The sequence below is a fragment of the Dickeya dadantii NCPPB 898 genome (assembly GCF_000406145.1).
Lineage (GTDB): Bacteria > Pseudomonadota > Gammaproteobacteria > Enterobacterales > Enterobacteriaceae > Dickeya > Dickeya dadantii.
Genome location: NZ_CM001976.1, coordinates 2,336,730 through 2,358,015, shown reverse-complemented (window position 1 = coordinate 2,358,015; position 21,286 = coordinate 2,336,730). Strand labels below are relative to the sequence as shown.

Below are 21,286 nucleotides of genomic sequence, written 5' to 3'. Positions count from 1 at the left end.
GAGGGATACGAAACCGTGAATCAACAAGGAAATATATAGCGTGGCCAAAAAAACAGTGGTAGCGGCAGGAATCGTTATTGCACTTGCAGCGGCCTGGGGGGGCGCCTCCTGGTTTACCGGTAAGCAGATTGAGCAACACATTGGCGAAGTCACCGACAACCTGAACAACGGGCTGAAAAACGCCTACCCGCAGGCGGGCATCAAGGTGACGTTCCGCGACTATCAGCGCGGCATCTTCAAAAGCCAGGTAGCGCTGGTCGTACAGTCTGACGGTTCCGACGCCCGTCAGCACCTGTTGGCCGCAAACGAAGAAGTGGTGTTTAACGCGACCGTCTTCCACGGCCCTTTCCCGCTCACCGCCAGCCAGTTTAGCCTGAAGCCGGCGATGGCGGCCGTGCACGGCGAACTGGCCAACACCGACTCGGTGAAAGCGCTGTTTGAGCTGACCAAAAACAAACCGTTCATCACCGCCGATAGCCGTATCGATTACAGCGGCGATACGCACTCCGCCGTCACGCTGGAAGCGCTGGACGTGCAGAGTCCTGACATGAAGGCCAGTTTCAGCGGCACCACGCTGCTGGTAGATCTGGCCGGCGATCTGCGGGCGGGTAAAGTGATCGGCAATGTCGCCAATCTGGCGATGGAAAAACCCAACCTGCACGGGCAGAACGAAAAGCTGACGCTGCAGGATCTGGCGCTTAACAGCGATACCCGCAAAGGCAAATTCGACCTCGAAGTCGGCGACGTCAAGCTCACGCTGAAAAAACTGGCGCTGGACGTTCAGGGCGGCGATAGCCTGGCGCTGAACGATTTCGCGCTGGTCAATCACACCACGGAAGATGACGCCAACCTGGCCGGACAGATGACGCTGACCCTGGGCTCGGCGCTGTTCCGCGATCAAAATCTGGGATCGCTGAACATGAACGTCAACTTCGCCGGGCTGGATGGCAAAGGCACGCGCCAGTTCATGACCGAATACCAGAAAAACCTGCAGTCGCTGTTGCAGAATATCGACCAGATCACGCCGGAGGTCTACGACCAGCAACTGGCCGCGCTGGTTCTGCACAACCTGCCGCAACTGCTGAAAGGCAATCCAAGCGTCAAGATTGCACCGTTCAGTTGGAAGAACGCCAAAGGCGAAAGTACCTTCACGCTGGCGCTGGACCTGACCGATCCGCTGCAGAAAAACGCGGCGCCGACCGGCAATCTGTCCGATGAGGAAGCGATTATTCGTCAGTCGGTGAAAAATCTGGATGCCCGCCTCAACGTGCCGCTGGACATGATCACCGAACTGATGGTGCAAACCGCGCCGAAAGCCTCTTCCGACGACGAGAAAAAACAGCTGGAACAGATGGCGCGTCAGCAGACGCAACTGATGGCGAACATCGGCCAGATGAGTCAGGTCACCGTGACCAAGGACAACGCCATCACCAGTTCGCTGCAGTACAGCGACGGTACCGTGACCTTCAACGGTCGCAAGATTCCGCTGGGAGAGTTTATCGCGCCGTTCATCACGTTGCCGTCGGAGAACGTGCCTGAAGAAGGCGATGATTCCGCGCCGGAAGAACAGCAGTCGGACGCATCAGTCAGCCCATAACCGCCCGCCGGCGCCGACAAGGCGCCGGTTTCGTCGGGCTTACCCACACAGGCCCAACTCGTCTCCCCTTGCTGATGCGGCTGGTTTCCCGCCGCTCAGCCACCCAAAGGCGTGTTCTGCGGGAGGTGACCCGCGTTACGTCAAGCCGTAATGGACAAAACGCGACAATTACGACTTACCTTGCGACAGCGCCAACATCACAGACGAGGAAATACCTTTGACCGTTTAACCATCCCATACGCAAAACTAGTCTCGATTGAAGCAATACCGCCAATTTTCTGTAGTTTATCCCGCACGAAGCGTTCGTAATCGCGGAGGCTACTGACCAACACGCGCAACAAATAGTCTGCATCACCCGCCATGACATAGCAGTCCATAATGTCGTCAATTACACCTACCGATTGCTCAAATGCCTGTACCGATGCTTCAGAATGACGCTCAAGGCGAATTCGCACCAGAGCGGTAATCGGCAAGCCGTAGGCCTCTTCATTAACGATAGCGGTGTAGCCAGTAAGAATTCCTGCCTTTTCCAACTGCCGTACTCGCCGCAGGCATGGTGTCGGAGACAGATTAATTTTCTCCGATAAGTTTTGGATCGTCAGCCGTCCGTCTTGCTGCAAGAGCATAACGATTTGTCGATCCGTTGCATCGAGTTTGTTCATAAATTAGATGAATCCACCAATATAGTATTAATAAATAGAAGATATAGCAGTAAGTCACCACTGAAAAATATGTAATATGATCAAAATAAAGACTATTACCGTGGGGGAACCAAATGCAAGTTGAAAACGTAAAAAACACGCAGACGGCTCAGTCTTACCGGTCGGAGCAAGCCCAACCTGCCGGAATGATTTTTGGTTATGTGGCGATGGCCATCGCCGTGATAGCGTGGTCGCTATTCGCAGTTTCCATCAGGGCCATTAGTGCTTCGCCACTGTCCATTGCCGACGTTGCGCTGTTCCGGTTTGGCATACCTGCCCTGCTGTTGTTACCCTGGCTCCCCGCGCGCCTGTATCAACTATCAAACCTTCGCCCACGTGAAATCATCGCCGTACTTGTCGGCGGCGGCGTCCCCTATTTCTTTATCGCATCGCTAGGCGGCCACTTAACGACAGCCGCGCATGTCGCCGCTTTGATCGCCGGCACGTCACCCCTTTCAGTCGCCTTGTTAGCTTTTGTCCTGTTTCGACATCGCGTCGGCACGACACAATTGCGTGCCATTCTGCTTATTTTGGTAGGTGTCGTCTCCATGGTCTTGCCGGGATTCAGTGCAACCATGATTAGCGGCAGCGCCATGCTGCTTTTGGCCAGTCTTTTGTGGGGTGGCTATACGCTGGCGATTCGTCGAAGTGGACTCGATACGATAGGATGCGTCTTGTTGCTCAGTCTCCCATCCGCCTTGCTGTTGCTTGGTTTAATGACGACAGGCGTTGTCGAATCGCATCTCAGTCGCGTCACTTTGCACGAGATGCTGCCTTTCCTGCTGATACAAGGATTGGGTACGGGGATTATTTCCAGCTTGAGTTATACGGTTGCCGTGCAGAAACTCGGGCCAAACCGCAGTGCGCTGATAGGGTCGTTATGTCCAGCGCTAGCCTATTTACTCGCTGTTCCGTTGCTTGGAGAGCGTTTTTCTTTGCCTAATGTCTTTGGCGTCGTCGTCATTACGTTGGGTGTCATTCTTGCCAATGCACCATTTAACCGATCTTCCAGATAATTAACTGCTCGCATAGGATGACGCCAGCCCGTCAATATATCCGAAATATCCGAGCTGGCGGTATTTGCACGTCTGAGCGTAACCTGCGTAATCTCGCCCTTGATACGAAAATTTCTTTTTATCAATAGAAATATACGTAACTTTATTCTTATACTGCACAACAAGTTATCAGCCCCTGACCCTCGCGGTGCGGCGGTGCCATGCCAGCATCATGAGGAATACCGCCTGCTGATGGATTTTCTTAATAATAAAAGAGTAAAACATGATTAATCCGCACATTCCGCTGACGGATATCCATCGCCATCTTGATGGTAATATTCGTCCTCAGACCATCCTTGAATTGGGCCGCCAGTTTACTATCGACCTGCCGGGTCACGACCTGGCTTCACTGCGCCCTCATGTCCAGATCGTCGACAATGAACCTGACCTACTACGTTTTCTGCAAAAACTGGACTGGGGAGTGGCCGTTCTGGGATCGCTGGATGCCTGTCGCCGGGTGGCTTACGAAAACGTTGAAGACGCCATACGTGCCGGACTGGATTATGCTGAACTGCGCTTTTCCCCCTACTACATGGCCCGTAGTCATCAACTACCGCTGGAAGGCGTAGTAGAAGCGGTGATCGACGGCATCGCAGCGGGCTGCCGCGACCATAACCACGACGTCATGATACGCCTGATCGGCATCATGAGCCGCACCTTTGGTACTCAGGCTTGTGAACAGGAACTGAACGCACTGCTGGCCCACAAAGACCATATCGTCGCCATCGATCTGGCGGGTGATGAGCTTGGCTTCCCCGGCGAATTGTTCACCACCCACTTTACCCGCGCCCGAGATGCAGGCTGGCACCTCACCACCCATGCCGGCGAGGCCGCTGGTCCGGAAAGCATCTGGCAGGCGATTAAGCAACTGGGGGCCGAACGCATCGGCCACGGCGTGACCGCCATTGTCGATCGCTCGTTAATGGAATACATGGCCGAACACCAGATTGGCATCGAGTCCTGCCTGACTTCCAACCTGCAAACCAGCACGGTAAAAGCGATGAACGAACATCCGCTGGTGCATTTTTTGCGCCACGGTATTCCAGCCACCATCAATACCGACGATCCGGCGGTTCAGGGCATCGAAATTCGTCATGAGTATGAGGTCGCCGCCCCACAGGCCGGTCTGTTGCCGGAGGATATCCGTCAGGCTCAGGAAAACGGGCTGCGTATTGCATTTATCTCCGAACAGGAGAAACAGTTGTTGCGCCAGCGGGTACAGCAACAGCAAGCCATACCAGCCGGATAACGCCGGCCTGACGCCATTACGCAAAAAGCGGATACCACTGGTATCCGCTTTTTTTCACACAGACAGCGTTATCGTACGCTATCCCGGTATAATCAGTCCTGCGGCCGTACAGACGAGTGATGGCTGGTAATCAACCATTTGCCATCGCTGAAGGCATAGGTATAGGTGTAACGCGCTTTAGCCTGTGAATTATCATCGCCAAAGGTAAAGGTGTAGTTACCGATATCCAATGCTTCGTTACAACCGATTTTGATAACGCGGTTATCAATTTTACCAACAGGCTTTTTCGGTAAGAAATGCTCAAAGTAATCAATACGTTCAGCATCTGTTGTCCGCATTTTTCCAGACAGCGTCGGCAGTAATACTGCATCGGCGGCATAATTGGCGTTAACTTTCTTGGCATCACCGGTCTGCAGCGATGCATTCCAGCGATCAAACAGACTGGCGATAGCTTTCTCGTCAGTCTTGACACAGGTTTCGGTGTTGGCTGCATAAGCCTGGGAAGTGGCGACAGCACTGAGCAAACTCAGTGAAAGCAAAACTTTTTTATACATGTATGTCCCTCATAAATAACGATTAATTGAAATATCCTTGTATCTGTGAGCCGCACAAACCCGCCTCACATTCGTCCAATATAATAAAGATTTACTTTGTTGACTATCCCATAAAGTAACTATCCATTCAATAGTCACTTTCAATGGAATGACCACTTAATTACTTGGCTTATCAATTACTTTTCGGTCGCCGCTGCTGAATCACCCGACGGTGCGGTGCGCTTCGCATACCGCTGTGCCAGCGTCGCGCATACCATCAACTGAATCTGGTGGAAAATCATCAGAGGTAGCACCATTGCACCGACGGCCGCCGCAGGAAACAGCACATTAGCCATTGGTATACCGTTCGCCAGACTCTTTTTCGATCCACAGAACACGATGGTGATTTCATCCGGGGTACTGAATCCCAGTTTACGCGCCGCCAGCGTAGTGCAAACCAGCACAATTCCCAGCAGCACCAACGAACACACCACCACCGCCAACAGCGACCAGCCATTAATCTGGTGCCAGATCCCCTGTACCACCGCCTCGCTGAACGCCACATACACCACTAAAAGAATCGATGACCGGTCAGTGATATTGATCAGTTTACGATGGCGATCAACCCAACCACCAATCAGCGGACGAGACAGGTGACCGATAACAAACGGCACCATCAACTGCATGATAATCGAACCGATTGCATGCAGCGTATCAGTTTGCCCTCCCTGGGTATGCATTAGCAATCCGACCAGTACCGGCGACAGGAATACCCCCAAAATGCTGGAGGCCGATGCGCTACAGATAGCCGCCGCAACGTTGCCGCGCGCCATGGACGTAAACGCAATCGCCGATTGTACGGTGGCCGGCAGCGCGCACAGATACAGAAAACCGAGATACAACCCCGGCGTTAATATCTGCGGCGACAGAAATGCCATGCCGATCCCCAACAGCGGGAACAGAATGAAAGTGCTGGCAAACACCACCAGGTGTAAACGCCAATGGCCCATCCCGGCGGTGATGGCATCGCGAGACAGCTTGGCGCCATGCATGAAAAACAGCAGTGCGATTGCCGCATTGGTCAGGTTTTCAAAGAAAACCTTGGCCCAGCCTTCGCACGGGAAAATGGATGCGGTGATCACCACCGCAATCAAGACCAGCAAAAATTTGTCAATTTTTAAGCGTTGTAACCATGCCATAGCGTGTTTGCATCCTCAGACATAAAAAATACAGGCGATCCTAAGATCGCCTGTTTAAACAATGCCCCACTATCGGCAATAAACACCCATAATGCAAGGCTGAACCCCGCCCTGCGGTCGGGGTTTTCCGTCACAAATCATGACGACTCCCGATCAGTTGTTTTTCAGGGTCATCGCCTTTTTCTGTTCATGAGAGGTCAACCCCAGCTCAATCAGTTCCATCACTTTGATGGCTTGCTCGACCGGCACCGGGTTGTCGCCACGCCCCAACAACGCATCACGGATCTCGGCATAGTAGGATTGATAATGTCCGGGAATAGTCGGCACCGTCTGCTCAGCCAGCACGCCGTCGCGATGCAGCGTCAGGATACCGTCCCGGCTGTCCTGCCCCCAGTCGCTATGGGCTTGCGGCTTCTCGCCTTCTTTCAGCCGTCCTTCCTGCGGGTCAAGACCGAATTTCACATAACTGCCCTGGGTGCCGTGGACGATATAACGGGCGCCTTCCGCCGCCGCCAGCATGGTGCTGTGTACCACCACCCGACGCTGGGGATAGATCAAAGTGGCGTGGAAATAATCCGTGGACTTGCTGCCCGGCCGCAGCTGCGCCAGATCGGCCTGAATCGCCACCGGCAGGCCGAATAACTGCAACACCTGATCAATCAGATGTGGAGCCAAATCGTACCAGATGCCGCTGCCTTCGCCGCCCTCTTCACGCCAGCGCTGGCGCACTTCCGGGCGATAGCGGTCAAATGCAGACTCCATGTACACCACATCGCCCAGCACGCCGGTTTTCAGCAACTGCTTCAACGTCAGAAAGTCGCTGTCCCAGCGCCGGTTATGAAAGACGGAAAGCAGCTTACCCGTATGTTCCGCCTGCTGATGCAGCTCCCGTGCTTGTGACAACGTCACGGTGAAGGGTTTATCAACCACCACATGCTTGCCGGCGGCCAGCGCCTGGCGGGCCAGCGGGAAATGGGTGTCATTCGGGGTAGGTATCACGATCAGGTCGATATTCGAATCATTGAACAGTTCCTGCGGCTCGCGCACAACCCGCATTGAGGGCCAGTCAGCCTGAACCTTACCGGCATCACTGCTGGACACCGCCGCCAGTTTCATTCCTGACGTGGCGGCAATCAGCGGCGCATGAAACGTCTTACTGGCATAACCATAGCCCAACAAACCAACACGGATGGTATCCGTCATAGATTTCCCCTCATTGGCGGATCTGAAAATCAGACCCGTTATTCTCATGAAACTCGGCCGCGCATCGCAATCACGTTTTATGCTGTATCGCGATTCACAGCCTAGTATAGCACCGGGGAAATTGATGGTTATCGGACGGTTCCGTGATCCGTATCGGTCATGGCCGCCGTCGGCGGCCATATCTTATTATACAATGCCGTCAGACAGTTACGGCGTGACCAGCCACGGATGCGGCGTGGATGATTCCCCGCGCCAGATGGCCGCTTCCGCCGGTTTTTCCAGCGCAGGATGATGGATTTCGCTGTTGCGGCGGCGGAAATCGCTGGGGCTGACCCCCACCCGTTTGCGAAATACCCGGGAGAAATAGAGTTGGTCGTCATAGCCGACCACCCGCCCGACGGCGGCGATTGATTCCTGCGTGGTTTGCAGCAGCAGTTTGGCGCGAATCACCCGTTGGTCTTCCCGCCAGCGCAGAATATTCACCCCCACCTGCTCGCGGAACAGGTGCGCCAGCCGCGACGGCGACAGGCAAACGTGACGCGCCACCTCATCGATACGCAGTTCCCCAGCCAAATTGCCGGTAATGAACTGGCACGCTTCGATCACCCGAGGGTCCATAATCCGCTGCGGGCTCTGCGGATCTTCTTCCATCGCCCGCAGCAGCAGGCGTTCCAGCAGATTCATCGCCAGCTCTTCGGCAAAACGTCGGCCGGAACGGTGGGTCTGTTCGATATTGGCGAACAGCTTATCAAACTCCTGCAGCAATCCGGTGCTGGAGAGCGTCAGCCGCCCGACGTCGCACCCTTTACTGTGCCACTCCAGCCAGTCGGCCCAGTAAGCGCGCGGCCGGAAATAGACCCAGCGGTGATACCAACTGTCGCTGCCGGGCGCGCGGCCGTAATAGTGGCGCGATCGGGGCGGAAACAGCAGCAGGTCGCCGGGATTGCAGAAAAAGGTGTCATCGCCGTCCAGCACTTTGCCTTGTCCCTTGATGGTCAGGTTAATGATGTAACCTTTCATGCCATCCGGGCGATCGATGAAGAAATCCAGCGGCCCGCCCGCCAGAATCGGCGTCAGCCCGGCCACCAGATAGGCGTTAAACGCATAACCGGGCAGCAACGGGTTGGGCTGGGACTCATGCGCCATGCGGTGATACATACGGCCTCCTGAAAAAAGATTCTCGTCTGTCATGGATAGCGCCGGCCCACGCCAGCGCATCCGTCCATCAAACCGTTTTCTTCGCCAGTTGTTTGTAGCGGTCAAAGATCACCGCCGCCAGCAGAATCAGACCACGCACCACATACTGGGCAAACGGCGAGATATTCAGCAGATTCATGGCGTTTTCCACCGTCCCCAGAATCAGCACCCCGGCCACCACATAGGATATCTTGCCGATGCCGCCTTTCAGTGACACTCCGCCCAATACGCAGGCCGAAATCACGATCAGTTCATAACCGATCGACGTCATCGGCTGGCCGCTGGTCATGCGCGACGCCAGGATGATGCCCGCCGCGGCGGAAACCAGCCCGGACAGGCCGAAAATAATGATTTTGGTCCGCACCACCGGCACCCCGGCCAGCCGCGCGGCCTCCTCGTTGCCGCCGATCGCCAGCGTGTTGCGGCCAAAGGTGGTCTTGTTCAGCAGCAAACCGAACAGCACCATGCAGAAAACCGTCAGCCAGATCGGCGCCGGTAATCCCAGCCAGTTAGCGTATCCCAGCGTGAAAAAACGCTCGTCTTCGATACCGACCGCCTTACCGTCAGAGATGATGTACGCCAGACCGCGCACAATCTGCATCGTAGCCAGCGTGGTGATCAGGGCGTTGATTTTTAGCTGGGCGATAACAAATCCGTTAAGCAGGCCGAACGCGACGCCCAGCAATAGCCCGGCGCCAACGCCCAGCCACAGGCTTTCGCTAACGTTGATAACCACCGCGGTGGTTACACCGGCGCAGGCGATCACCGAGGCGACCGACAGGTCGAAATCGCCGGAAGCCAGACAAAACAGCATGCCGCAGGCCACCATGCCCGACATGGAAATCGCCAGCCCCAGCCCTTTCATATTGATGAAAGTGGCAAAATTCGGCACGAATAACATACAAGCCAGAAACAGCGCAGCAAACACCACCAACATGCCGTAGTTATCCCAGATGCGGGACAGGCTGAGGCCTTGAGATTTGCTGGCGCGGGAAGGGGAACTCACCGTAGACATTCATCGACTCCTTGGCGGTCAGGCAACCGCGGGTTCAGTGGCGGTCGTTTTCAACATCGCCAGACTCAGGACCGTTTGTTCGCTGGCCTCATCGTGCAGCAGCTCGCCGGAAATGGCGCCCTCGCGCATCACCACGATGCGGTCCGCCAGCCCCAGCACTTCGGGCAGGTCGCTGGACGCAAACAGCACGGCAATACCCTGACGGGCCAGTTCATAAATCACGTGGTAAATCTCGTGCTTGGCGCCGACGTCAATGCCGCGGGTCGGTTCGTCCAGCATGATCACTTTCATCTCTTCCGACAGCCAGCGGCCGAGAATCGCCTTTTGCTGGTTGCCACCGGACAGGTTCATGATCAACTGCGCCGGCGACGGCGTTTTGATATTCAGCGCCTGAATATGGCGGTCGGCGTTTTCTTCCTCCCAGGCTTCATTGATGATGAAACCGTTTTTGATATGTTTGCGGCGAGCGCTGATATTGATGTTATCCCGCACCGAGTGCACCGGAATGATGCCGTCGGCTTTACGGTCTTCCGGGCACAACATCAGTCCGCGGCGGATCGCGTCGCCAGGCGAACGGGCGTGTAACGGTTGCCCATCCAGCCGCACCTCGCCGCTGGTAATGCCGGTAGCGCCGAACAGCGCCTTCATCAGTTCGCTGCGCCCGGCGCCCACCAGCCCGAACAGGCCGACAATTTCGCCGCTGCGCACCGACAACGAAATCGGCGACTTCACCCCGATCGCTTTCACCGCCTGCAGTTCGAGCCGCGGGTCACCATGCGGACGCGGCTGATAGCCGTAGATATCGCCCAGATTGCGTCCCACCATCGCCTGCACCAGTTGCTCGTGGTCAACCTGCTGCATGTCGGCGAAGGTTTTGACATAACGTCCGTCTTTGAACACGGTAATGGCATCGCTGAGAGCAAAGATCTCCTCCATCCGGTGCGACACATACAGAATCACCCGGCCTTCGCTGCGCAATTCGCGGATCACCCGGAACAGCTGTTCGATTTCCCGCGCCGACAGCGAGCTGGTCGGCTCGTCAAAGGCGATGATCTTGGCATTGCGCGCCAACGCCTTGGCGATCTCCACCATCTGCCACTGGCCGATGGACAGGTATTTCAGCGGCGTATCCGGGTCGATATCCAACCCCAGATGCTCCAGTTGCAAACGCGATTCATAACGCAGCAATGAGCGATTCACCAGCCCGCCTTTATGCGGCAACTGCCCCAGATAGATGTTCTCCGCCACCGTCATTTCCGGCACCAGATGCAGCTCCTGGTAGATAATCGCCACTCCGGCGTTCAGCGCGTCCATCGTATTGGCGAAGCGCGCCGGCTGCCCTTTAATATGAATTTCTCCCTGTGACGGCGTGTAATTGCCGCTCAAAATTTTCAGCAATGTGGATTTTCCCGCGCCGTTTTCCCCCATCAGCGCATGGATTTGTCCGGCATGGCAGTCGAAACTGATGTCATCCAGTGCCTTGACGCCGGGAAAAACCTTGCCGATCCCGCGGAAGGATAAATAAGGTGACTGTACGGTCATTTCAGCATCCTCAATGGTCTGCGCCGCCATGTATGACGGCGCGGCCAGTGTCCGCCCCCGCCGGCTAAGGCGGGATTGGACAAAGTTCATTACATCAGGCCTTTCTTCTGCAGTTCGGTTTTGAAGTTATCGCGGGTGATCAGCACCACGTCGGTCACTTCGGTGAATTTCTGCGGCTCGACGCCTTTGGTCACCCAGTCATGCAGCATCTGGATGCTCTTGTAGCCGTGCACGTCCGGGCTGGGCAGCAACGAGCCGTAGAAGCCGGTCGGCTGTGCCTTGGACAATTCGCTGACCGCGTCCACCCCGTTGATGCCGATGCCGATTACATTGCCGGCCTTGAATCCCTGCCCTTCAGTCGCCCGCACGCCGCCCAGCACGGTGTTGTCGTTCATGCCGACCACCAGCCAGTTTTTCACGTTCGGATGCTGCACCAGCAGCGAGTTGGCGGCGTCGAACGCGCCGGGGATATCATTGGATTTGGTGGGTACCTGATAGATCTGTTTTTCCGGGAATCCGGCCGCTTTCAGCGCGTCCATCGAACCGGAAGTACGGCGGCGGGCGGTATCCAGCTCGTTGGCGGTGATCGCCATGACTGCCGTTTCCTGCAGTTTCCAGCCGCGTTTCTGCATCTCTTTCCACAGCTCCAGCCCCTGACGCTCGCCAATCTTGGTGGCGGCCATCATTACCAGCGGTACGCTGTCCATCGGCTGCCCTTTGGCGTTGACGAACTGATCGTCCACCGCGATCACTTTCAGGTTATAGCTGCGCGCTTTGGCTACGATGGCCGAGCCCAGCTTCGGGTCGGGGGTACAGATGACAAACCCTTTGGCGCCGCTGGCCGCCAGGCTGTCGATAGCATTGAGGGTCTTTTCGCCATCCGGTACGGCGATCTTGATAACGTCAAATCCCAGGTCTTTACCGGCTTTGTCAGCGAACCGCCATTCGGTCTGGAACCAGGGTTCTTCCGGCTGTTTGACCAGAAAGCCCAGCTTCATGTTTTCCGCGATAGCTGATTGTGACATAACCGCGGCCAGGCCAATCGCTGCCAGAACCTTAGTGAATTTATGCATGGTCTTCTCCGCTCATTGTTATCTTTAACACGCTGGCAACCGGGGATGCCCTCACGTGTGTAAACGCTCCCAGCAAGATATTCCTTTTTGTAGCGATGAAAAAACAAAGAGTTATTGTTATTCCATCCTCCACTTTCCTTCAGACGCGTAAGTTGTAGCTGTTATTTTCATCACGAAGAGAGAGCATTATCACATTCAGAAACTACAGCCGATTCGTACATAGATTCAGCGAATTTAACCAGCCATTAACTTATGACCGCCATCACAAAACTCCTGTTTGTGACAGAAAAATGCATACTTCCAGCCAACCGCTCCTCACGGCGCCAGAACGGCCTGTCTATCGTAAACAGCGTGATCCCTACGATTAACAGGAGCAGCAACGATGAGTGCGGGCGCCATTACTCTCGGTCTTGATTTTGGCAGCGATTCTGTCCGTGCGCTGGCGGTGGATTGCCGCAGCGGACAGGAGCTGGAAACAGAAGTGGTTTACTATCCGCGCTGGCGCCAGGGACAATATTGTCACCCCGCCAGCAATCAGTTCCGCCATCATCCGCTGGATTACATCGAATCGCTGGAGCTGGCGATCCGCGCGGTGGTGGCGCGGCTTACTCCTGAGCAGCGCCAGCAGATAATCGGTATTGGCGTCGACTCGACCGGATCCACCCCGGCGCCGATTGACGAACAGGGCAACGTGCTGGCACTGCGTCCGGAATTCGCGGACAACCCCAACGCCATGTTCGTGCTGTGGAAAGACCACACCGCGATTGACGAAGCGGAAGCCATCAACCAACTGTGCCGCAGCGGCCAGTTCCCGGATTACACCCGCTACATCGGCGGGGTGTACTCGTCGGAATGGTTCTGGGCCAAAATTCTCCATATCAGCCGGCAGGATCCCTCTGTGCGTCAGACGGCGGTATCCTGGATAGAATTATGCGACTGGGTGCCGGCCCTGCTCTCCGGCACCACCGCGCCTGACGCCATCCGCCGTGGCCGTTGCAGCGCCGGACACAAATCGCTGTGGCATCCCGACTGGGGCGGCCTGCCGCCAAAAGACTTTCTGCAGGCGCTCGACCCCTGCCTGACCGAAAAACTACAGTATCCACTGTTTACCGATACCTGGACCGCCGATCGTCCGGTCGGCACGCTGACGCCGGAATGGGCGCGTCGGTTAGGCTTATCGGAACAGGTCGTTATCGCCGGCGGCGCCTTCGATTGCCACATGGGCGCCGTCGGTGCCGGGGCGCAACCCTACACGCTGGTCAAAGTGATCGGCACCTCGACCTGCGACATTGTGATCGCCGATGCGGATCGAGTCGGCGACAAAACGATCGCCGGGATCTGCGGCCAGGTGGACGGCAGCGTGGTGCCCGGTTATATCGGTCTGGAAGCCGGGCAATCCGCCTTCGGCGACATGTACGCCTGGTTTGGCCGCGTGCTGGGCTGGCCGCTACAGCTGGCCGCCCGCGAACACCCCGACTGGCAGCCGCAGCTGGAACAGCTGCAATCCAGCCTGCTGACGCAGCTGACGCAAGCCTGGGCCGACGCCCCGTCGCTCGATCACCTGCCGGTGGTGCTCGACTGGTTTAACGGCCGCCGTACACCGTTCGCCAACCAGCGACTCAAAGGGGTGATCACCGATCTCAATCTCGGCACCGACGCGCCGGCGCTGTTTGGCGGGTTGATCGCCGCCACCGCGTTTGGCGCCCGCGCCATCATGGCCTGTTTCGAATCTCAACAGATCCCGGTGGAAAACCTGCTGGCGATGGGCGGCATCGCCCGTAAATCCACCACCATCATGCAAGTCTGCACCGACGTGATGAACCGCCCGATGCAGATCGTCGCGTCGGATCAATGCTGCGCACTGGGCGCCGCCATCTTCGCCGCCGTAGCCGCCGGCGTTCACCCGGACATCCCGATCGCCCAGCAGCATATGGCCTGCGGCATCGAACGTACCCTGATGCCCGATCCGAAACGAGTCGCCCGTTATCAACAGCTGTACGAACGTTATCAGCAGTGGTGTCGGCTGGCGGAGCCCGCCTACAGCCCCCAGACCGGGGCAGACCATTGAGCGTTTGCCGAACATCACTTTTACATCCCTTTGGGAACCCAAACAGGAGTCATCATGGAACAATTTAAGCCGCTCGAAGTCTGGTTTGTGATTGGCAGTCAGCATCTTTATGGCCCGGAAGCGCTGCGTCAGGTGAAAGAAAACGCCGAAAAAGTGGTGAATGGCCTTAACCGTGACGCCAACCTGCCGGTGCGGCTGGTACTTAAACCGCTGGTCAAAACTCCGGATGAAATCACCGCGCTGTGCCGCGACGCTAATTATCAGGATAACTGCATCGGGCTGCTGGCCTGGCTGCATACCTTCTCGCCCGCCAAAATGTGGATTGGCGGTCTGAGCATCCTCAACAAACCGCTGCTGCAGTTCCATACCCAGTTCAACGCCGATATCCCCTGGGACACCATGGACATGGACTTTATGAACCTGAACCAGACCGCCCACGGCGGGCGTGAGTTCGGTTTTATCGGCGCGCGCATGCGCCAGCCCCATCAGGTGGTGGTCGGCCACTGGCAGGATCGTCACGCCCATGAGCGCATCGCCAAGTGGATGCGGGTGGCGGCGGCGTTGCAGGAAAGCCGTCAGCTCAAAGTGGCCCGTTTTGGCGATAACATGCGGGAAGTGGCGGTCACCGAAGGCGACAAAGTCGGGGCGCAAATCCAGTTTGGTTACGCGGTCAGCGCCTGGGGGCTGGGAGACCTGGTCGGCGTGGTGGACGATGTCAGCCAGGGCGACGTGAATACGCTGATTGAAGAGTACGAAGCCAGCTACACCCTCAGCGAAGCGCTCAAACTGCATGGTCCGAAACGGCAAAATCTGCTGGATGCGGCCCGCATCGAGCTTGGGCTGAAACGTTTTCTCGATCAGGGCGGCTTTAAGGCTTTTACCACCAATTTCGAAAACCTCTATGGCCTCAAGCAACTGCCCGGCGTGGCGGTGCAACGTCTGATGCAACAGGGATACGGTTTCGGCGCCGAAGGCGACTGGAAAACCGCCGCGCTGCTGCGCGTAATGAAGGTCATGGCGCAGGGGCTGCCCGGCGGCACCTCCTTCATGGAGGATTACACCTACCATTTCGCGCCCGGCAACAATCTGGTGTTGGGCGCCCATATGCTGGAAGTGTGCCCCAGCATCGCCAGCGAGGAAAAACCGCTGCTGGATGCACAATACCTTGGGATCGGCGGCAAAGCGGATCCGGTGCGATTGATCTTCTCCGCGCCGGCCGGAGCGGCGCTGAACGTCAGCGTGATCGATCTGGGCGATCGTTTTCGCCTGCTGGTCAATCAGGTGGATACCGTCGCCCAGCCGCATCCGTTGCCGAAACTGCCGGTCGCCCGCGCACTCTGGCAGGCGCAGCCGTCGCTGGAAACGGCAGCCGAAGCCTGGATTCTGGCAGGCGGCGCCCACCATACCGTGTTCACCCAATCGCTCGATCTCGATTATCTGCGGCTGTACGCTGACCTGCACAACATCGAATTGACGTTGATTGATCAGGGCACCACCCTGCCGGCCTTCAGAGACGGGCTGCGCTGGAACGAGCTGTACTACAAACTGTGCGGGCACCGGGCATAATAGCGGCGCTCCGTTAAGTCACCCATCATGACAACCCATGCCGGCACGCTGGTGCCGGCAGTTAGCGATTTCAGTTATTGTATTCATGTCGACACATCCAACCTGGCAATACGTGATATTCCGAATAATGAAATAAAAATCGCCATTATTCCGCCTGAATATCATCGTATTTAAATGAAACAAAATGTTTTCATTAATATGAAAGGAAATAATAGCGCAGCAAAAAAATGTGACACAGATCGAATGGCTAGCATGAAAAACGTCATAATATGAATAAAATGTTAACCGGCGTATTCCAGAATTTTCTATTGCTGTATTTTTAACCGCATTGAAATTAATGGGGTGTGTTAATTAACTCAATGATAAAGCTACGATATTCGGCATCAGTAAGAAATGAAGTAGATTTATGCCTTTTTATTACGGTTGACTATTATAAGCTGCGCTTCTGAATTCAGTGCTGGACAGAACCGCCGGAGCGAATATACTGAATTCCCTTTAAACTCTATTTGATTATTTTATGCAAATGAGTGTCTACGAATATTTATTGAAATTCAGAAAAGTGAATACGTTGGAAAGTCTTGAGAAATTATTTGACCATCTGAACTATTCTCTTACTGACAATCACGACATCATCAATATGTATCGTGCCGCCGATCATCGCCGCGCGGAATTAGCCGCTGGCGGAAAGCTGTTTGACATCGGGCAAGTGCCGAAATCCGTCTGGCATTTTGTGGTCTGATGGTAACGGCGTCCTGATGGTACAGCTGCGCTGAGAGTACAGGTAGTACTGGTGGTCTGATGATACAGCATGGATGCGCGTGCCGCCGCGCGCTCTTCCCGCCTTCTCTTTCTCGCACGTCTCTTGATATTTTCTTACCTTTTATATCGCGTTATATCACGCACGCTTACCTTTTATCGCCCCCTTGATAGCGCGATTGCCTAATATCCCTACAGAGGGTAAGTTGCCGAACGCCGGACAATGCCCGATAATACGCCGGTTTTATTTTGTAGGCACTGTAATGAGCGAATATGTCTTGCTGTTTGTTGGCACGATTTTGGTCAACAACTTCGTACTGGTGAAATTCCTGGGCTTATGCCCGTTCATGGGCGTGTCCAAAAAGCTGGAAGCCGCCATCGGCATGGGGTTTGCCACCACATTTGTGATGACGCTGGGGTCGGTGTTCTCCTGGCTGGTCAACACTTATGTGCTACTGCCGTTAAACCTGCTCTATCTGCGCACGCTGGCCTTTATCCTGGTTTTTGCCGTGGTGGTGCAATTCACCGAGTTGGCGGTGCGGAAAACCAGCCCGGCGCTCTACCGTTTATTGGGTATCTTTCTGCCGCTGATCACCACCAACTGCGCCGTTCTCGGCGTCGCGCTGCTTAGCGTGAATCAATCGCACAATTTTCTGCAATCAACCATCTATGGTTTCAGCGCCGCCGTCGGCTTTTCACTGGTATTGGTGCTGTTTGCCGCGCTGCGCGAACGCCTCGCCGTGGCCGATGTGCCCGCGCCGTTCCGTGGCTCGTCTATCGCACTGGTAACGGCCGGCCTGATGTCGCTGGCCTTTATGGGCTTTACCGGTCTGGTGAAACTCTGATGATTACCATCTGGGTAGCCATAGCCGCGCTCAGCGCGCTGGCGCTGGTGTTCGGGTTAATCCTGGGCTTTGCCTCGCGCCGCTTTCAGGTGGAAGAAGACCCAGTGGTTGAGCAACTGGACGCCATGCTGCCGCAAAGCCAGTGCGGCCAGTGCGGTTATCCCGGCTGTCGCCCCTACGCCGAAGCGATCGCCCTCAATAATGAGCAGATCAACAAATGCGTGCCGGGCGGCGAACCGCTGATGCTTAAGCTGGCGGAGCGGATGAGCGTCGAGCCGCAGCCGCTTGACGCAGAAGCGCCGCAAAAACCGGAGCCGCTGGTCGCCTGGGTCGATGAGGACAACTGCATCGGCTGTACCAAATGCATCCAGGCCTGCCCGGTGGACGCCATTGTCGGCACCACCCGCGCCGTACATACCGTCATCCGCGATCTGTGCACCGGCTGCAACCTGTGCGTGCCGCCCTGCCCAACGGATTGTATCGAATTAAGACCCTTAGCCCCGACGACCGCCAGTTGGAAATGGAATCTCGATGCCATTCCGGTGCGCGTTATCCAGGCGGAAAACCGTGTGATCGAAAATCATGTTTAAGCTGTTCGCCGCCTTCAGAAAAGACAGAATCTGGGATTTTTCAGGCGGAATCCATCCCCCGGAAATGAAAACCCAATCCAGTCAGGTACCGCTGCGGCAAGTCCCTATGCCTGACTATTTGATTATCCCGCTCAAGCAACATCTCGGGCCGGAAGGCGACCTGTGCGTCAACGTCGGCGATCCGGTACTGCGAGGGCAGCCGCTGACACGCGGCACTGGCCGCATGCTGCCGGTGCACGCGCCGACCTCCGGGACGGTACACGCCATCCGCCAGCATATGAGCAATCACCCATCCGGGTTGACCGAGCTCAGCATCATTATTATTCCCGACGGTCAGGACCGTTGGTGCGAACGCCGCCCCGTCACCGATTACCGTCAGGCGACGACGTCCGCATTAGTCGAACATCTGCATCAGGCCGGCATCGCCGGGCTGGGCGGCGCCGGCTTTCCCACCGCCGCCAAACTGCAAGGCGGCCTGCGCGGCATCGACACCCTGATTATCAACGCCGCCGAGTGCGAGCCCTACATCACCGCCGACGATCGTCTGATGCAGGAGTGTGCGCAGGAGATCGCGCAGGGGGTCGACATCCTCGACCATCTGCTGCAACCGCAACGTATCCTGCTGGGCATCGAAGACAACAAACCGGAAGCTATCGCGGCGCTGCGCGCGGCGCTGGTGGATTACCCGCGCATCCAGATGCGGGTCATCCCCACGAAATACCCGTCCGGCGGCGCCAAGCAGTTGACCCGTATCCTGACCGGCAAAGAAGTGCCCTTCGGTAAACATTCGGCGTCTATCGGCGTATTGATGCAAAACGTCGGCACCGCGTACGCCGTCAAGCGGGCGGTCATTAACGGCGAGCCGCTGACCGAACGCGTCGTCACCCTGACCGGTGATGCGTTGCGCCAGCCGGGCAACGTCTGGGCCAGACTGGGCACGCCGGTGCGTCATCTGCTGCGCCACGCCGGCTACCATGTCACCACCACTCAGCCGATGGTGATTATGGGCGGGCCACTGATGGGATTCACCCTGCCCGCGCTGGACGTACCGATCATCAAGACCAGCAACTGTATTCTGGCTCCAGCCCGCGATGAGATTCAGGCGCAGGAAGAGGAACAAGCCTGCATTCGTTGCGGCAAATGTGCCGATGCCTGCCCGGCCGGGCTGCTGCCGCAGCAGCTTTACTGGTTTAGCCGGGGACAGGAGCACGAGAAGGCGCGCCAGCATCATCTATTCGACTGCATCGAATGCGGCGCCTGCGCGTACGTTTGCCCCAGCAATATCCCGCTGGTGCAGTATTACCGTCGGGAAAAAGCCGAGATTCAGGCGTTGGATCTGGAATCCCGCAAGGCGGTGGAAGCCAAAGCGCGCTTTGATGCGCGTCAGGCCCGTCTGGAACGGGAAAAACAGGCGCGCGAACAGCGCCATAAACAGGCCGCCGCCAGCGTAGCTTCCACCGACAAAGACGCGGTGATAGCGGCGCTGGAACGAGTGCGCGCCAAACAGGCCACGGTTGTTCAGGCCGAAATCCGCATTGAACCGGGCCAACAGCCGGATAACCGCGCCGTGATCGCCGCCCGCGAAGCCCGCAAGGCGCAGGCGCGCGAACATCAGGCGGAAAAAGCGCTGGGCACGCCGCAAGACGACGCGCCGAAAGCCGCCATCGCAGCGGCAATCGCCCGGGTTCAGGCTCGCCGGGATGAACAGCAGGCAACGACAAGTCCCTCGGAACTTACGCCCGCTGTCGCCACCAACGATGATGCCGACCCACGCAAAGCCGCCGTGGCGGCCGCCATTGCCCGCGTCAAAGCACGCAAGGCCGCGCAGTCCGGTAGTGCGGAAAACGTGACATTGTCACCCAACGCATCGGCATCCACCGTGGCGCAGGCGCCGGAGAGTGAGTTCCCAGCCACATCGGCTGACACCGCTCCGACCGAGATCATCGACCCACGCAAAGCGGCCGTGGCAGCCGCCATCGCTCGGGTTAAAGCACGTAAGGCCGCCGCATCGCAGGCGTCGCAAGAGGATTAAATGGCTTTCAGAATCGCACCCTCACCGTTTACCCATAACCGCCAGTCCACCCGCAATATTATGCGCTGGGTTCTGGCCGCCTGTGTGCCCGGCATCGCGGCGCAAGCCTGGTTTTTCGGTTACGGCAACCTGATCCAGCTGGCGCTGGCCAGCGTCACCGCGCTCGTTACCGAAGCGGCGATATTGTCATTGCGAAAACGCCCGGTGCTGGAAACGCTGCAGGACAGTTCCGCCCTGCTGACCGCCGTTCTGCTGGCCATCAGCCTGCCGCCGTTTACGCCCTGGTGGATGGTGGTGCTGGGCACCACCTTCGCCATTATTATCGCCAAACAACTGTATGGTGGGCTGGGGCAAAACCCATTCAACCCGGCGATGATCGGCTATGTGGTGCTGCTGATCTCCTTTCCGGTTCAGATGACCAGCTGGCTACCGCCGGATGGACTGCAGGCAGCGCCGGTCGGGTTCCAGGATGCGCTGGCGGCGATCTTCACCGGGCACGGAGCGGCGGGTCAGACGATCCAACAACTGATTCAGAGCGTGGATGGCGTCAGCCAGGCCACACCGCTGGATGCATTCAAAACCGGTCTGCGCAGCGGTCATCAGCCCGATGTATTACTGCATCAGCCGTTATTTGGCGGCGTACTGGCCGGGCTGGGCTGGCAATGGATTAATCTGGCATTTCTGGCCGGCGGCCTGTTTATGCTGCTGGTGCGGGTCATTCACTGGCAGATTCCGTTCAGCTTCCTGCTCGCGCTGTCGGTATGTGCGCTGGCGGGTTGGTATCTGCATCCGGACGTCAGCGCCCCGCCGCTGCTGCACCTGTTTTCCGGCGCGACCATGCTGGGGGCGTTTTTTATCGCCACCGACCCGGTTACCGCCTCCACCACGCCCAGAGGTCGCCTGATTTTCGGCGCGTTGATCGGCATGTTGGTATGGACCATCCGCACCTACGGTGGTTACCCTGACGGCGTGGCTTTCGCCGTGCTGTTGGCCAACATTACCGTGCCGTTGATCGACTACTTCACCAAACCGCGCGCTTACGGCCATCGCTAAGGACGAATTATG

The 21,286-nt window shown here is 56.9% G+C and carries 18 protein-coding genes; 10 read left to right on the top strand and 8 right to left on the bottom strand.

The window, feature by feature from the left end; genetic code table 11:
• Positions 1-40 precede the first annotated feature (40 nt).
• A complete protein-coding gene (locus tag DDA898_RS10875; protein ID WP_038911209.1) occupies positions 41-1,597 on the top strand; it encodes a YdgA family protein in 1,557 nt (518 codons plus the stop codon).
• 197 nt (positions 1,598-1,794) lie between these two features.
• Here the strand turns inward: DDA898_RS10875 and DDA898_RS10870 are convergent, their stop codons facing one another.
• Positions 1,795-2,259 (bottom strand): Lrp/AsnC family transcriptional regulator, encoded by a 465-nt coding sequence (locus DDA898_RS10870; RefSeq protein WP_033111848.1) that lies wholly within the window; start codon positions 2,257-2,259, stop codon positions 1,795-1,797.
• Positions 2,260-2,372: 113 nt separating this feature from the next.
• Here DDA898_RS10870 and DDA898_RS10865 point away from each other — a divergent pair, with 113 nt between their 5' ends.
• Positions 2,373-3,314 (top strand): DMT family transporter, encoded by a 942-nt coding sequence (locus DDA898_RS10865; protein WP_038911208.1) that lies wholly within the window; start codon positions 2,373-2,375, stop codon positions 3,312-3,314.
• Between the two features lie 262 nt (positions 3,315-3,576).
• Positions 3,577-4,602 carry an adenosine deaminase gene (gene add / locus DDA898_RS10860; protein WP_038911207.1) on the top strand — a complete coding sequence of 342 codons (1,026 nt, stop codon included), beginning with the start codon at positions 3,577-3,579 and terminating at the stop codon, positions 4,600-4,602.
• Positions 4,603-4,694: 92 nt separating this feature from the next.
• On the opposite strand, the gene DDA898_RS10855 is transcribed toward add, so the two are convergent.
• The 7 genes from DDA898_RS10855 to DDA898_RS10825 all read right to left on the bottom strand — a co-directional run bounded on the left by DDA898_RS10855 (position 4,695) and on the right by DDA898_RS10825 (position 12,364).
• A complete protein-coding gene (locus DDA898_RS10855) occupies positions 4,695-5,156 on the bottom strand; it encodes an SgcJ/EcaC family oxidoreductase (protein WP_038901189.1) in 462 nt (153 codons plus the stop codon).
• Positions 5,157-5,332: 176 nt separating this feature from the next.
• Positions 5,333-6,334, bottom strand: a complete 1,002-nt coding sequence (locus DDA898_RS10850) for a bile acid:sodium symporter family protein (RefSeq protein WP_013317914.1) — start codon at positions 6,332-6,334, stop codon at positions 5,333-5,335.
• 153 nt (positions 6,335-6,487) lie between these two features.
• Positions 6,488-7,537, bottom strand: coding sequence for an oxidoreductase (locus DDA898_RS10845; protein ID WP_013317913.1), 1,050 nt, complete (start codon positions 7,535-7,537; stop codon positions 6,488-6,490).
• Positions 7,538-7,744: 207 nt separating this feature from the next.
• A complete protein-coding gene (gene araC / locus DDA898_RS10840; RefSeq protein ID WP_013317912.1) occupies positions 7,745-8,695 on the bottom strand; it encodes an arabinose operon transcriptional regulator AraC in 951 nt (316 codons plus the stop codon).
• 67 nt (positions 8,696-8,762) lie between these two features.
• Positions 8,763-9,749, bottom strand: coding sequence for an L-arabinose ABC transporter permease AraH (gene araH / locus DDA898_RS10835; protein WP_013317911.1), 987 nt, complete (start codon positions 9,747-9,749; stop codon positions 8,763-8,765).
• Between the two features lie 18 nt (positions 9,750-9,767).
• Positions 9,768-11,291: an L-arabinose ABC transporter ATP-binding protein AraG gene (gene araG, locus DDA898_RS10830; RefSeq protein ID WP_038902664.1), complete on the bottom strand. Its 1,524-nt coding sequence runs from the start codon at positions 11,289-11,291 to the stop codon at positions 9,768-9,770.
• Positions 11,292-11,380: 89 nt separating this feature from the next.
• Positions 11,381-12,364 carry an arabinose ABC transporter substrate-binding protein gene (locus tag DDA898_RS10825; protein WP_038911206.1) on the bottom strand — a complete coding sequence of 328 codons (984 nt, stop codon included), beginning with the start codon at positions 12,362-12,364 and terminating at the stop codon, positions 11,381-11,383.
• Between the two features lie 382 nt (positions 12,365-12,746).
• Between DDA898_RS10825 and DDA898_RS10820 the strand changes: the two genes are divergently transcribed.
• The 7 genes from DDA898_RS10820 to rsxD all read left to right on the top strand — a co-directional run bounded on the left by DDA898_RS10820 (position 12,747) and on the right by rsxD (position 21,274).
• Positions 12,747-14,432: a ribulokinase gene (locus DDA898_RS10820; protein ID WP_038911205.1), complete on the top strand. Its 1,686-nt coding sequence runs from the start codon at positions 12,747-12,749 to the stop codon at positions 14,430-14,432.
• A gap of 54 nt (positions 14,433-14,486) precedes the next feature.
• Positions 14,487-15,998 carry an L-arabinose isomerase gene (araA, locus tag DDA898_RS10815; RefSeq protein WP_038911204.1) on the top strand — a complete coding sequence of 504 codons (1,512 nt, stop codon included), beginning with the start codon at positions 14,487-14,489 and terminating at the stop codon, positions 15,996-15,998.
• A gap of 523 nt (positions 15,999-16,521) precedes the next feature.
• Complete coding sequence (gene ydgT / locus DDA898_RS10810) at positions 16,522-16,737, top strand: transcription modulator YdgT (protein WP_013317906.1); 216 nt, start codon at positions 16,522-16,524, stop codon at positions 16,735-16,737.
• Positions 16,738-17,017: 280 nt separating this feature from the next.
• On the top strand, positions 17,018-17,599 hold the full coding sequence (gene rsxA, locus DDA898_RS10805; protein WP_013317905.1) for an electron transport complex subunit RsxA: 582 nt from the start codon (positions 17,018-17,020) through the stop codon (positions 17,597-17,599).
• Complete coding sequence (rsxB, locus tag DDA898_RS10800) at positions 17,599-18,189, top strand: electron transport complex subunit RsxB (protein ID WP_013317904.1); 591 nt, start codon at positions 17,599-17,601, stop codon at positions 18,187-18,189. The genes rsxA and rsxB overlap by 1 nt, the downstream gene beginning before the upstream one ends.
• Positions 18,182-20,221, top strand: a complete 2,040-nt coding sequence (gene rsxC, locus DDA898_RS10795) for an electron transport complex subunit RsxC (protein ID WP_038911202.1) — start codon at positions 18,182-18,184, stop codon at positions 20,219-20,221. Before rsxB ends, rsxC begins: the two co-directional genes overlap by 8 nt.
• The gene (gene rsxD, locus DDA898_RS10790; protein WP_038911201.1) at positions 20,222-21,274 is read left to right on the top strand and encodes an electron transport complex subunit RsxD; all 1,053 of its coding nucleotides are present in this window, start codon (positions 20,222-20,224) and stop codon (positions 21,272-21,274) included. It begins immediately after the preceding gene.
• Positions 21,275-21,286 lie beyond the last annotated feature (12 nt).